Below are 13,096 nucleotides of genomic sequence, written 5' to 3'. Positions count from 1 at the left end.
TCAGCGAGCCCCCGCGCATGCCGGTGATTTTCTGTGCGCTGCGACCATGCACCCCCCCTGAACAGGAGTCCGATGACCATCGCAACCACAGGCAACTCCAGGACAGACTCAGAAGATTCCCTTGGCATCGAGGACCTACGCCGAAAGTACCGCCGGGAGCGCGACCGCCGTGCTCCGTCAGGCTCGACTCGCAGCTACACCTCAGTGGCAGGGGAGTTCGGATACTACGCCAAGGACCCCTACACCGCGCGCACCGAGCGCGAGACTCGGACGGACGCCGTCGAGGCTCTTGTCATCGGGGCCGGGTTCGGCGGGCTCCTCACCGCTGCCAGGCTCAAGGAAGCCGGGGTCGACTCCGTGAGAGTCATGGACGAGGGAGGCGACGTGGGTGGGACCTGGTACTGGAACAGGTACCCGGGCATCCGCTGCGACATCGAGTCGTACGTCTATATGCCGTTGCTCGAAGAGGTCGGCTACCTGCCGAGATGGCGCTACGCGCCGGGCGAGGAGATTCGCCAGCACGCGATTGCCATCGCCGAGCACTATCGCCTCTACGGTGACGCGCTCTTCCACACCCGCGCGACCGGCCTGGCCTGGGATGAGACCCTCGAGAAGTGGCTCGTCTCGACCGACCGCGGCGACCGGTTCCACGCGACCTTCGTCGTGACGTCCTCCGGAACACTGACGCAGCCGAAACTGCCCGGGATTCCGGGTATCGAGACGTTCCGCGGGCACACGTTCCACTCGAGCCGCTGGGACTACTCCTACACGGGCGGGAGCGCAGATGGCGGACTGACCGGACTTGCCGACAAGCGGGTCGCCGTCGTCGGCACAGGTGCGACCGGGCTTCAGCTCATCCCCCACGTCGGTCGGGACGCCGAGCATCTGTTCGTCTTCCAGCGAACCCCATCAACGGTAGACATCCGCGACAACCGTCCCACCGACCAGGAGTGGGCCGCATCCCTGCAACCCGGCTGGCAGCGGGAGCGCATGGAGAACTTCCTCGAAGTCCTCGCCGGCGAACCCGTCGAAGAGAGCCTGGTGCAAGACGGCTGGACAGCCACCGTCAACCTGCAGCGCCAGATCCTGAGTGGAGCTGTCGATGACACCATCTCCCCTGAGGAGCGAGAGGTGCGCGACGAGCTCGACGACGCGCGCACGATGAACCGCATTCGCTCGCGGGTTGACGAAGTCGTGACTGATCCCGCAACCGCTGCCGCGCTCAAGCCCTGGTACCGCTACATGTGCAAGCGCCCGGGCTTCAGCGACGAGTACCTGCAGACCTTCAACCGGCCGAACGCGACGCTCGTCGACACGGCAGACCACGGCGGCATCACACGGATGACGGAGACGTCGGTGTTCGTCGGCGACGAGGAGTTCGAGGTCGACTGCGTGATCTTCGCGACCGGCTTCGAGGTGGGCATCTCCGGCGTTCTCTCCGGCACTCTTCCTGTCACCGGTCGCGGCGGGCAGACACTGCTCGAAGCGTGGGGGCAGGGAATTCAGACGCTTCACGGATTCGCGACCCACGGCTTCCCGAACCTCTTCCACCTCAGCGCGCTGCAGAACGCCAACTCGGTGAACTTCGCCCACATCCTGCAGGAACAAGCCGAGCACATCGCAGCGGTCATCGGAGAAGGGCGTCGTCGCGGCGCTCGGTATCTGGAGCCGACACTCGAAGCTCAGCAGGCATGGGTCCAGGAAGTCGCGGCCACCGCCTCCGATACGCGCGCGTTCCAGGCAGAGTGCACGCCCGGCTACTACAACGGCGAGGGGACTCGGTCGATCGGCGGTGCGAGCTACAGCCCCGGCCCGGTCGTCTTCCACCGACTGCTGCGAGAGTGGCGAGCGACCCGGATGCGCGAGATCCTCGTCGAACCGTCCGCCTCTCGCCAGCCGAAGGCGGTCAGCGCGGGGGTCAGCGCATGACACCGCGCGGGCATCGCCAGCGGCATGCGGCCATCGGAGCCGGTGCGGCACTCCTCACGCTCGCGCTGAGCGGATGCTCGACCACCTCTGGACAGCAAGCAGGCGACACCTCAGCATCGCAGCAGACCATCCAGGCGACGGAGGTCGCACAGGTCACGACCGTGCACGAGGCAACGGGCATGACCTTGCTCGAAGGGCCGACGTTCAGCGAAGACGGACTGCTGTACCTCGTCGATGTGACCGCCCCTCCCGGCTCCCCGAAGGTGCACCGGATCGACGTGGACACGGGCGAATCCTCGTCGATCTACACCGACGACCAGAGCGCACTCACCTCTGCGCAGTTCAGTCCAGTTGACGGACGCCTGTACGTGACCGACTTCATCGGCGGCCGCGTCCTGAGCATGACCCCTGAAGGCGAGGATCCCCGCGTCGTCTTCGAGGGCGAGCTAGACGGGGCCCCGATGAACCCGGACGACCTGTCTTTCGACGATACCGGCGCCATGTTCGTGACCGACGCGGCTGGAGCCCAGGCTCCCTATTGGGAGCCCACCGGGCGACTCGTGCGCATCTCGCCCGACGGCTCGACCGCCGATGTCATGGCCAGCGAACTCGCGTCGCCGAACGGACTCGCGTTCACGCCCGATTCGAGTGGACTCTGGGTGACACTCAACACCGGCAATCAGATCGACTACCTGACCCTGTCCGATGACGGCACCTCGGTCGCCACAGCCCACCCGGCCATACGCGTGGATACCGGCAAGGCGCAGATCGATTCGGCGGCGGTTGACGCGGAGGGAAATCTCTACGTCGGTCTGCACAATCGCGCGGCGATCCTCGTCTACGACCCCGACGGAGCGCTCATCGCGGAGATCGTCGTTCCCGACGACGCCGACGTCTCATCGGCGACCAACATCGCCATCCAGCCGGGAACGACCAACGGGGTCCTCACGGCGAGCGGCGAAGCGGGCGGCCTGGTGTACTCGTTCGAGGCGTTCGGCGAGGGCATCCGACCCTCGAACGGCGGGTAACCGAGGCCAGAGGGGAAGCAGGACGTGGCACACGGGTCGAATCGACGTACGGTGGTCATGTGCCGCGACAAGACCACGAACGAAGCGAGCTGCTCGCCCAGGCAACGGCGCTCGACGCCGTGTTCAGAGACGCGGCCCTTCGGACCTTCCTGCCTCCCCTCCTCGACCTTGACCTCACAGTTCAGCAGCTCAAAGTGCTGACGGTTCTCGTGACGACCGAGGACGGCACGACCGGCGCGAGACTTGCCGGTATGTTCGATGTGTCCATGGCCTCGATGTCGAAACTGCTCGACCGGCTCGAAGCCCGCGACATGGTGTCCAGGAACGAGGATCCCGATGATGCTCGCGCCAAGCGGGTTCGAGCGACCGACACCGGGCGATCCGCGATGCGCAGCCTCGTCGTCACCAGGCCCGAGTTCGGAGACGGCATCCTCGCCGACCTGGAGCTCGGGGATCTGCGCGCCTTCGTGCGAGGCATGACCGCGATCTCCGACGCCCTGGCGGCACGCGCGGGACGAGCACACCAGGGCGCTGACGCGTCGGAGTGAGCCCGCTGCCCGCTCCGACGCGCCGGTGCTAGCGGCTCGACAGTACCGAGTCCGAGTCGTTCGACAGCTCTTCAGCAGATCCGGTGCTGCTTTCAGTCTTCTTCTCTCCCGCCGGGATGCAGCAGGCGATGACCGTCGCGAGCACCGCGACACCAGCTCCGATCACCAACACGACCCGGAACCCTGTCTCTGACGGCATGGCTGGGCCGGGCCCGGACTGCAGCGTCATCTGCGCGAGGACGACCCCGACGATCGCCGCACCAACCGTCGTACCCAGCGAGCGCATGAGCGTGTTGAACCCGTTCGCGGCAGCGGTCTCAGAGATCGGGACTGCCCCCATGATGAGAGCTGGCATCGCCCCGTAGGCGAGCGCGACGCCGCTGTTGACGACCAGCGAGGTGGCGAGGATCCCCCAGACGCTTCCCATGCCGAAGAGCGCAACCCCGTAGCCGAGCGCTATGACCGCGGAGCCGAGTGCGAGCGTGAACTTGGGCCCACGTCGGTCGGTCAACCGGCCGCCGACGGGTGAGAGCACGAGCATCATGAGCCCGGCGGGAGCCATCCAGAGCCCGGCGGCCAGGACGCTCTGGCCGAGGCCGAACCCAGTGCTCGTCGGAAGCTGGAGGACCTGGGGCAGAACGAGCATGCTGGCGTACATGCCGAAGCCGACGAAGATCGAGGCGAGGTTGGTGAAGAGCACGCGGGGCCTCACTGCAGTGCGCAGGTCGATCAGGGGATCCCGTGTTCGAGTCTCCCAGAAGCCCCAGGCGACGAAGACGAGGGCCGCGACGGCGAAGAGGCCGAGCGTCACACCCGAAGTCCACCCCCACAAGGACCCCTGCGAGATCGCCAGGATCAGCGAGACGAGGCCGATTGCGAGGCCGATCGCACCGGGTGCATCGAACCGCTGGCCGGCAGCGGCGGCTGGGACAGCCGGGAGCACGAGGCGAAGCGCGAGTGCGGCCAGCACGGTCACTGCGGCGCTTCCCCAGAAGAGTGTGCGCCAATCGGCGAACTCGATGACGGCGGCTGCCACTGGTAGACCGATCGCACCGCCCACGCCGAGTGTGGCGCTCACGGTCGCGATGGCCGACGACAGCTTCTCGCGGGGGACGGTGTCTCGCAGCATGGCGATGCCGAGCGGTACCAGGCCGGTCCCAGCTCCTTGCAGCGCGCGTCCGGCGATCATGACCTCGACACTCGGCGCTATCGCGCACAGGACCCCTCCGAGAATGAGCGGCACGGTCGAGATGAGGAGCATGCGCCGCTTCCCGAAGAGATCGCCGAGGCGCCCCGCGATCGGCACGGCGACGGCTCCCGCGAGCAGCGTTGCGGTGACGATCCAGGCCGTGTTCGACAGCGATGTGTCGAAGATCGCGGGGAGCTGGGCGATCAAGGGAGTGATCATCGTCTGCGTGAGCGAGGCGGCGATGCCTGCGAAGGCCAGCACGGCGACGACGCGTCCGGAGCGAGTGGGGGAAGTAGCCAACCTGTTCTCCTGAAGATGCATAGTGCAATTGATATGTATTCTGCAATTGCAGGATACACACCCGAGTAGACTCAGGCCACACCAACGCGGATTCACGGCGTTGAGACGGAGGCTCCATGGATCGACGCATCGCCGATATCGAGTACCAGCAGATGCTGCTCGGCCGCTTCTCGGCGTCACAGCACCGCCACGACGAAGGAGTCGAACGCAGCGCCTACCTGCTGCTGAGCAGACTCCACCAGCAGGGTCCGATGTCGATCGGCGAACTCAGCGTGGCCCTGCGACTCGACACCTCCACCGTCCACCGACAGACCAGCTCGGCCATGCAGGCGGGCCTGCTCGAGCGCATCCATGACCCCTCTGGGGGCATCGCACGAAAGTTCAACGTCACCGCAGAGGGAGAGAAGCGCCTCCTCGCCACACGGCAGCGCTCGCTCACAGCCCTCGAGCACATCCTCGACGAATGGCCAGACGACGACGTCAATCGGTTCGCCGACTACCTGAGCAGGTTCAATCTGGCAATCGAGGGCTACAGCGAGGCCACCAGGGCCCAGGAGCAGCGCTGAACTCACCGCTTCCGCGACGGTCGAGAACCCGCCCACGGAGGTCGCCTCTCACCGAAGCGGCTAACGTGAAATGCATGCCGGATGCTCTGCCAGACCAGCCCACGCACGACGCGCCACGCGACCATGTGCGCGACCGAGCCACTGGGATGCGGGCGGTCGCGAACTCGACGGATGGCGGCCCGCGGCGCTTGCAGCTCCGCGAGGTGCCTGTGCCCCACCGAGCTCCCGGTCACGTGCTCGTGGAGGTGCGGGCGGCCGGCGTCGCGTTCCCCGACGTGCTGCAGTCGCGCAGCGAGTACCAGCACCGCATCCCGACTCCGTTTGTGCTCGGCAGCGAGTTCGCGGGCGTCATCGCCGAGGCCGGCGAAGACTCCGGGTTCGCGCCAGGCGACCGGGTCTTCGGCGTCGCCAGCCATGGCGCCTTCGCCGAGTACGTCGTCGCACCGGCCGACCGGGTGCTGCCGCTGCCCGACTCGATCAGCTTCGTGGATGCCGCGGCGCTGCCCATCAACCTCCTGAGCGCCGACTTCGCCATCCGCGACCGCGGGCAGGTGCGGGCAGGGGAGACCGTCCTCATCCAGGGGGCCGCCGGCGGGCTCGGCGTCGCGCTCATCCAGCAGGCGAAGCTCATCGGCGCCACCGTCATCGCCGTCGTCTCGACCGAGGAGAAGGCTGCGCTGGCACGCTCGGTCGGCGCTGACCACACGGTGTTCGCGGCTGATTTCCTCGCCGAGGTCCGCCAGCTCACCGACCATCGCGGCGTCGACGTCGTCCTCGACCCCGTCGGTGGCGACCGCTTCACCGACTCCCTGCGGTGCCTCGCGAAGCGCGGGCGCCTCGTCGTGCTCGGCTTCACCGGCGGCAGCATCCCGACCGTCAAGACCAACCGGCTGCTGCTTGGCAACATCTCCGTCGTCGGCGCGGCTTGGGAGGGGCTCATGCCCGAGTGCCTCGTGTCGCTCCCCGAGCAGTGGGCGCGGCTCTCGCCCGCCGTCGAGCGCGGCGAACTACGCGCCTCGATCACCGCGGTCGTCCCCCTCCGCGAAGCAGCCGAGGCCGTCGCGAGCCTCGAGGAACGCCGCGCCCGCGGCAAGGTCGTGATCAACCTCGGCCTGGAGTAACGAGGCACGCGGACGAGCCAAAGGTCGGCCTATCAACCGAATCCAGCGCGGACGTCGCGCAGCCGCGCGTCGATGACGTCAGCACGAGGCGCACCGAGCCGCGCCTCGTTCGCGAACTCTCGCCACCGCGCGATGGCATCTGCAACCTCCCCCACAACTGCCCGATAGCCGGGCACATCAAAGCGATCGCCGAGCGCGTGGAGCTGGCGTCGCGTGATCATGCCGAACTCACCGTCGACGCTCATCAGATGCTGCGACGTCCACGCACCCGCCGGGTTGTACGCAAAGGTGAGGTCATAGGCCGGGGCCAGAGACCAGACACCAGACTCGTCCATAAGGAACGCGTGGTTCTTCGTGTGATCGTCGTTGTTGCTCGCGAGGACGTTGAACGAGGCCCGGCGCAGGAGCTGCACCCCAACAGGCCCCGCTACCTCCAGACCAAGCTGACGAGCTGTGGTGAAGAGCGATGCATAGTCGTGGACGCCGACCTGGTTAAAGTCCGCGCCGGCCAGAGCACAGAGCGACTGCATGTGCAGTCTCTGCTCATCAGCACCCGTGCCGATCCGGTCGAAGCGCTTCGTGAAGAAGTGGGCACGACCGCCCTCCTCGACAAGCTGAGTCTCGGACATCTCGACACCAGCAGCGGCAGCCATGCGCGAGTACGCGAATTCGGTTCTCCCGTACTCACCGCCCGCGCCCAGCTGCTGGTCAGCGCCAACTCCATCGAATTTGAGGAGCCACTGCTCGAACCCATCAGGTGCCGCGATCCCACCGGCGCGCATCTCATGAGTGCTCGGGTTGTAAGCCACAACGGCTTTCGCTCGCGCTCCTCCCGCGCTCGTTCCCACTGAGAGCAGCTGATTCAGGCTCTCCGTCGAGCCCCTCTCATCGAGGGTCCCGTCAACCGCAGCCCGCGCCGCCTCGACGAGACGCTGCAGCTCAAGAGACGTCGGCTCCAGGCGCGGAGCGGTGTCCGGGATGAACGTGAGCGCCCCCATCCCGCGCCTTCCCACGTATGAGAGGCGATCAAGCGCGCTGACTTCACCAGGCGCGACGCCCTCACGCGCAAGCGCCGCATCGATGATCCCGTTCCCGAAGCGATCGGGGGCGCTGTCAGCCAGCATCGGCGGCAGCCCCATGAACGTCTCCGCATTGAGCTGCGGGAACTCGAACTGACGACGGCCACGCGTTCGGGCTGGCATGAGGAGCGGAGCGAGCTGCAACCCGCTCCGCAACCACGACGGTTCGTACTCGAAGGCAAACACCCGACCCGTCGTGCTGGCCGCAACAGCCCCGACCCTCCGACCGAAGATCTCTACGCGGAGGACCTCCACGTTGCGGTAGGCCACTACGACCTCCTCCGGTTGCTTGCACGCCGCGGCTCGTGGCTTCTCTCCTGCGCGCGCGCCAGCGCCAACGGGCTCCTGGCCCGCTCAGGCTCAAGGGAGGCGAGCCAGTCCTCACGCCCAAGCGCCCGGCAGACACGAATCAGCGTCTGCACCCTCGCACCGCGTCCGTGTTCAAGGTTGGCAAGCGCACCGACGCTGACGTTCGCCCGCTCAGCGAGACTGGCCTGGTCGACATCTTCGATCAGGCGGGCTCGCCGCACCTGCGCACCGAGCGCGGCCTCCCATTCCTCGACCGAGGAGTCTCGTTTTATCTCCATAAAAATGACGATAACAGCCGTAGAGGCGGATAATCAATACTTTTCCGTGGATAATCCACCCGAGCGCGATGGCCCGAATCCGCTTGCCATGTCTCGAGGATGTGGTTACAGTGACAGCGGCTTGTCACTGCTTCCGCAGGCAACACCGCAGCTGTTTCGACGACGATTTCAGCAAGCGTGTTCCTAGGAGAGCAAGATGATCATTCGGCGGGTACTCAACAACAACGTTGTTGACGCGTTGGACGACTCCCTGCAGGAGGTCATCGTCTTCGGCAAGGGACTCGGCTTCCGCTCGAAGCCGGGCGAGCGCGTCGACCAGTCGCTCGTCGAGAAGGTCTTCCGGCTCGAGGACGACGCTGCCAGCCGGCACTTCGCCTCCATCGTCGACTCGATCCCGGCCGAGATCCTCACCGCCACCGCCGACCTCGTCGCCCGCGCGCGCGCCGAGTTGAGCGCGAAGATCAGCGACAGCCTCTACGCGAGCCTCGCCGACCACTTCGTGTTCGCCGTGCAGCGCGCCCGCGACGGCGGCGACTTCACCGTGCCGCTCGCCGTCGAAGTGCGCCGCTACTACCCGAGCGAGTACGCCTTCGCGAAGAGCGCCGTCGCCGAGCTCAACTCGCGCCTCGACGTCGACCTCCCCGAGGAGGAGGCGACGAGCATCGCCCTCCACGTCATCAACGCCCAGGTCGGCGGCGCCGCCGACAGCGCGGCCCGCCTCATGGAGCTCACCCACTCGATCCTCGACATCGTGCGCCTCCACTTCGGCCTGCACTACGACGACGCCAACTCGTCGTACCTCCGCTTCGTCACCCACGTGCGCTTCTTCGCGCAGCGCGTGCTGCTCGGCGAGACCGTGCAACGCGACGACGCCGAGCTGCTGCGCATCCTCACCGAGCAGAAGCCGGCCGCGTTCTCGAGCGTCGACAAGGTGGATGCGTTCGTGAAGCGCAGCCACGGGCACGCGATGAGCGCCTCCGAGAAGGTCTACCTCGGCCTGCACATCGCGAACTTCCTCTGACACGGCACCGCCGCATCCACCCACAGTTTTCAACACCCCCAAGAATCCACCGCAGCGTGAGGGCAACCGCGTGAAGCCGGGATTCTCCCCAACCAGGAGACACCCCATGAAGTATGAGAAAGACGCCGCAGCGATCATCGCCGCCGTCGGCGGCGAAGAGAACATCTCCTCGCTCTACCACTGCGTCACCCGCCTGCGCTTCGGCCTGAAGGACAACACGAAGGCAGACCAGGCCGCGCTCACCGCGATCGGACCCGTCGTCGGCGTCAACGACGCCGGCTCGCAGTACCAGGTCATCATCGGCAACGACGTGCCGCTGGTGCACAAGGCGATCGTCGCCGAGCTGCCGCGCCTCGCGAGCTCCGAAGAGGGCGCAGCAGATGCATCCGCCGGCACCGAGGGCGGCAAGCAGAAGCTGCACACCCGCTTCTTCGACTTCATCTCCGGCGTCTTCGCCCCCATCCTCCCGGCCATCGCCGGCGCGGGCCTCCTCAAGGGTGTGCTCGCCCTCATCAACGCGTTCGGCTGGGTCGACCCGAGCTCGCAGACGTTCCTCATCTTCTCGGCCATCGCCGACGCGGTCTTCTTCTTCCTGCCGATCGTCGTCGCCGTCTCGGCAGCGCGGAAGCTCAACGCGAATCCCTACGTCGCGGCGTCCCTCGGCGCGGTGCTCGTCTACCCGGCGCTCACGACCATGCTCAGCGCCGGCGAGCCGGTCGCGCTCCTCGGGGTCACGGTCACCTCGGTCTCCTACGCGTACTCCGTCATCCCCGTGCTGCTGGGCGTCTACCTCATGTCGTGGGCTGAGCGCCTCTTCACGAAGATCATCCCGTCGTTCCTGAAGCTGACGTTCGTGCCCATGCTCACGCTCGTCACGGTTGTCCCGATCACCCTCGTCGCCCTCGGCCCGCTCGGCACCTTCGTCGGCAACGGCGTCGCCGGCGGCATCAACTGGGCGCTCGACAACGGCGGCGCACCCGCCGGCTTCGTGATCGGCGCGCTGCTCCCGCTCATCATCATGACCGGGATGCACTACGCGCTCGTCCCGTTCATCCTGCAGAACCTCGCCACCCTCGGCTACGACAAGTTCCTGCCCCTCACCTACGTGCAGACCTTCGCGACCGCCGGTGCCGTCTTCGGCGTCTTCCTCCGCGCCAAGAACGCGCAGATCAAGGCACTCTCCCTCTCGACGACCTTCACGGCTCTCATGGGCGTCACCGAGCCTGCCCTCTACGGCCTCGCACTGCCGCTGCGCCGCCCGCTCATCGCCTCCATGGCGGGAGCCGGCGTCGGCGGCGCCATCTCGCTCGGCTTCGGAGTGCAGGCCTACGTGCTCGCCGGCAACGGCGGCCTCCCCGGGCTGCCGGGCCTCGTCGGAGCCACCTTCGGGTGGGCGATCCTCGGCATCGTCCTCGCGTTCATCGTCTCGACCGTCGTCTCCGCCATCCTCGGCATCGACGAGTCGATCCTCGCCAAGGCCTCCCAGACCGTCGCGGCGAACGAGAAGCCGGCGTCCGCAGCCACCGCAGCCAGCGCCACCTCGACGACGGATGCGCCCCTCGCGCCCTCGAGCGGCGAGCTCATCGCCTCCCCCATGGCGGGCGAGCTCATCTCCCTCGACGAAGTGCCAGACAAGACGTTCTCGCAGCGTCTCGTCGGCGACGGCGCCGCCATCCGCCCGACAAGCGGTCACGTCACGTCGCCCGTCACGGGTGAAGTCGTCACCGTCTTCCCGACCAAGCACGCCGTCGCCATCCGCAGCGATCAGGGCACCGAAGTGCTCATCCACATCGGCATCGACACGGTCTCCCTGCAGGGCCGCGGCTTCGAAGCGCACGTGGCGGAAGGCGACCGCGTCGCCATCGGCGACCCGCTCATCGACGTCGACCTGGACGCCGTCAGCGCCACCAACGACACCGTGACGGTCATCGTCATCACCAACCTCGGCCTGCGCTCGATCGTGCCGAGCACCCCCGGCACGCGCGGGAACGGCGACGCGCTCATGCACGTCCTCTCCACCATCGACGCCGAGGCCAGCCACAAGGAGGCAACCGCATGACCCGCACCACCGAGCAGCTCACCGCAACCGACCCGAGCCCGCACGGAGCATCCGGCGCCTTCCCAGACGGATTCCTCTGGGGCACCGCGTTCGCCGCGAACCAGGTCGAGGGTGGCTTCGACCAAGACGGCAAGGGCCTCTCGCAGGCCGACGTCATCCCGTTCCGCAAGACGGGCGACTACGTCGACATCACCTCGCTCATGAAGGCGACGGATGCGCAGATCGCCGAAGCCATCGCCACCCCGGGCGCAGCCGGCTACCCCAAGCGCTCGGCAAGCGACTTCTACAACCGCTGGGAGGGCGACGTCGAGCTCTTCGCGGAGCTCGGCCTGAAGTCACTGCGCATGTCGATCGCCTGGTCGCGCATCTTCCCCAACGGAGACGACGCCCAGCCCAACGAGGAAGGCCTCCTCTTCTACGAGCGTCTCTTCACGCGCCTCCGCGAGCGCGGCATCGAACCGGTCGTCACGATGTCGCACTACGAGATGCCCCTGCACCTCGTCACCGAGTACGGCGGATGGTCGAACCGCGCCGTCGTGGGCCTCTTCGAGACGTACGCGAGGACCATCCTCACGCGGTACCGGGGACTCGTGCGCTACTGGCTGACGTTCAACGAGATCAACACGACCCTCATCGAGCCGTACACGGGCGGCGGCATCATCGAGCGCGAACCCGAAGACGGCGTCGACCCACGCCAGGTCGGCTACCAGGCGCTGCACCACCAGTTCGTCGCGAGCGCCCTCGCCACGAAAGCCGCCCGCGAGATCGCCCCGGATGCGCAGGTCGGCTGCATGCTCGCCCGCATGGCCCACTACCCGGCCACCTCGGCGCCCGCCGACATCGTGCGGGCCCAGTGGGACAACAACATGAACCTGTTCCACACCGACGTGCAGGTGCGAGGCCGGTACTCGGGAACCGTGCGGCGCTTCTGGCGCGACACGGGCATCCACGTCGCCATGGAGCCGGGCGACGAGGCGCTCCTTGCCGCCAACACGGTCGACTTCATCTCGTTCAGCTACTACATGAGCCTCGTCTCCTCCGTGAGCCCCGAGCAGTACGGCGCAACGGGCGGCAACCTGTTCTCGACGATCAAGAACCCCCACCTGCAGACCACCGAATGGGGCTGGCACCTCGACCCCGAGGGCCTGCGGTTTGTGCTCAACGACCTGTGGGACCGCTACCAGGTGCCGCTGTTCATCGTCGAGAACGGCCTCGGGGCGACGGATGTGCTCGAAGGCTCCGGCGACGAACGGGCGGTGCACGACGAGTACCGGATCGACTACTTCCGCCAGCACCTGCAGCAGGTTCGGGAGGCCATCGAGGACGGCGTCGACCTGCTCGGCTACACGTCGTGGGGCGGACTCGACATCGTGAGCGCCTCCACGTCGCAGATGACGAAGCGGTACGGGGTCATCTACGTCGACCTCGACGACGAGGGCGCCGGCAACGGTGACCGCGTGCGGAAGGACAGCTTCCACTGGTATCGGGAGCTCCTCGCCTCGAACGGCGCGACGCTCCAGGCGCTGCCCGCAACCGGCGCGTAGGCACCGGCCGGCGACCCCGGCCATCCGTCCTGAGAGGGCCGCCGTGCGTGCATGGCGGCCCTCTTCCGCTGCGCCGCATCGGCCAGCCGGGCGATACGCTCGAAGCCACGCCCCCCCATCTGAGA

11 protein-coding genes are annotated in these 13,096 nt (G+C 67.2%); 8 read left to right on the top strand and 3 right to left on the bottom strand.

What is annotated here, in order from left to right; genetic code table 11:
- Window positions 1-72: 72 nt before the first annotated feature.
- Genes ITJ67_RS15250 through ITJ67_RS15240 form a run of 3 tightly spaced genes read left to right on the top strand, consistent with a single transcriptional unit; the run spans window position 73 to window position 3,505 of the window.
- A complete protein-coding gene (locus ITJ67_RS15250) occupies window positions 73-1,929 on the top strand; it encodes a flavin-containing monooxygenase (RefSeq protein ID WP_194678202.1) in 1,857 nt (618 codons plus the stop codon).
- Window positions 1,926-2,957, top strand: a complete 1,032-nt coding sequence (locus tag ITJ67_RS15245) for an SMP-30/gluconolactonase/LRE family protein (protein ID WP_194678201.1) — start codon at window positions 1,926-1,928, stop codon at window positions 2,955-2,957. Before ITJ67_RS15250 ends, ITJ67_RS15245 begins: the two co-directional genes overlap by 4 nt.
- Before the next feature lie 59 nt (window positions 2,958-3,016).
- The gene (locus tag ITJ67_RS15240) at window positions 3,017-3,505 is read left to right on the top strand and encodes a MarR family winged helix-turn-helix transcriptional regulator (RefSeq protein ID WP_194678200.1); all 489 of its coding nucleotides are present in this window, start codon (window positions 3,017-3,019) and stop codon (window positions 3,503-3,505) included.
- Between the two features lie 28 nt (window positions 3,506-3,533).
- On the opposite strand, the gene ITJ67_RS15235 is transcribed toward ITJ67_RS15240, so the two are convergent.
- Window positions 3,534-4,994 carry an MFS transporter gene (locus tag ITJ67_RS15235; protein ID WP_228503038.1) on the bottom strand — a complete coding sequence of 487 codons (1,461 nt, stop codon included), beginning with the start codon at window positions 4,992-4,994 and terminating at the stop codon, window positions 3,534-3,536.
- A gap of 116 nt (window positions 4,995-5,110) precedes the next feature.
- On the opposite strand from ITJ67_RS15235, the gene ITJ67_RS15230 reads away from it, so the two are divergent.
- Window positions 5,111-5,560, top strand: a complete 450-nt coding sequence (locus ITJ67_RS15230) for a MarR family winged helix-turn-helix transcriptional regulator (RefSeq protein ID WP_104301490.1) — start codon at window positions 5,111-5,113, stop codon at window positions 5,558-5,560.
- A 74-nt stretch (window positions 5,561-5,634) separates the two neighbouring features.
- Complete coding sequence (locus ITJ67_RS15225) at window positions 5,635-6,681, top strand: NADPH:quinone oxidoreductase family protein (RefSeq protein WP_228503035.1); 1,047 nt, start codon at window positions 5,635-5,637, stop codon at window positions 6,679-6,681.
- A gap of 32 nt (window positions 6,682-6,713) precedes the next feature.
- Here ITJ67_RS15225 and ITJ67_RS15220 read toward each other — a convergent pair whose 3' ends face one another.
- Window positions 6,714-8,015 carry a type II toxin-antitoxin system HipA family toxin gene (locus ITJ67_RS15220; RefSeq protein ID WP_416362331.1) on the bottom strand — a complete coding sequence of 434 codons (1,302 nt, stop codon included), beginning with the start codon at window positions 8,013-8,015 and terminating at the stop codon, window positions 6,714-6,716.
- Window positions 8,016-8,029: 14 nt separating this feature from the next.
- Window positions 8,030-8,347, bottom strand: coding sequence for a helix-turn-helix domain-containing protein (locus tag ITJ67_RS20465; RefSeq protein WP_194678197.1), 318 nt, complete (start codon window positions 8,345-8,347; stop codon window positions 8,030-8,032).
- A gap of 196 nt (window positions 8,348-8,543) precedes the next feature.
- Between ITJ67_RS20465 and ITJ67_RS15210 the strand changes: the two genes are divergently transcribed.
- From ITJ67_RS15210 to ITJ67_RS15200, 3 genes are all read left to right on the top strand, one after another.
- Window positions 8,544-9,368: a PRD domain-containing protein gene (locus ITJ67_RS15210; RefSeq protein WP_104332752.1), complete on the top strand. Its 825-nt coding sequence runs from the start codon at window positions 8,544-8,546 to the stop codon at window positions 9,366-9,368.
- Between the two features lie 106 nt (window positions 9,369-9,474).
- Window positions 9,475-11,427 carry a beta-glucoside-specific PTS transporter subunit IIABC gene (locus ITJ67_RS15205; protein WP_194678196.1) on the top strand — a complete coding sequence of 651 codons (1,953 nt, stop codon included), beginning with the start codon at window positions 9,475-9,477 and terminating at the stop codon, window positions 11,425-11,427.
- Window positions 11,424-12,971: a glycoside hydrolase family 1 protein gene (locus ITJ67_RS15200; RefSeq protein WP_194678195.1), complete on the top strand. Its 1,548-nt coding sequence runs from the start codon at window positions 11,424-11,426 to the stop codon at window positions 12,969-12,971. The genes ITJ67_RS15205 and ITJ67_RS15200 overlap by 4 nt, the downstream gene beginning before the upstream one ends.
- Window positions 12,972-13,096: the final 125 nt, after the last annotated feature.

The organism is Pseudoclavibacter sp. VKM Ac-2867, assembly GCF_015351275.1.
Taxonomy (GTDB): domain Bacteria; phylum Actinomycetota; class Actinomycetes; order Actinomycetales; family Microbacteriaceae; genus Pseudoclavibacter.
This window is presented reverse-complemented; position numbering and strand designations above follow the sequence as displayed.

Coding starts and splice junctions, on each gene's coding strand:
- ITJ67_RS15245 (WP_194678201.1), top strand. CDS start 1,926: ATGACACCGCGCGGGCATCGCCAGCGGCATGCGGCCATCGGAGCCGGT.
- ITJ67_RS15230 (WP_104301490.1), top strand. CDS start 5,111: ATGGATCGACGCATCGCCGATATCGAGTACCAGCAGATGCTGCTCGGC.
- ITJ67_RS15200 (WP_194678195.1), top strand. CDS start 11,424: ATGACCCGCACCACCGAGCAGCTCACCGCAACCGACCCGAGCCCGCAC.
- ITJ67_RS15250 (WP_194678202.1), top strand. CDS start 73: ATGACCATCGCAACCACAGGCAACTCCAGGACAGACTCAGAAGATTCC.
- ITJ67_RS15225 (WP_228503035.1), top strand. CDS start 5,635: ATGCCGGATGCTCTGCCAGACCAGCCCACGCACGACGCGCCACGCGAC.
- ITJ67_RS20465 (WP_194678197.1), bottom strand. CDS start 8,347: ATGGAGATAAAACGAGACTCCTCGGTCGAGGAATGGGAGGCCGCGCTC.
- ITJ67_RS15205 (WP_194678196.1), top strand. CDS start 9,475: ATGAAGTATGAGAAAGACGCCGCAGCGATCATCGCCGCCGTCGGCGGC.
- ITJ67_RS15210 (WP_104332752.1), top strand. CDS start 8,544: ATGATCATTCGGCGGGTACTCAACAACAACGTTGTTGACGCGTTGGAC.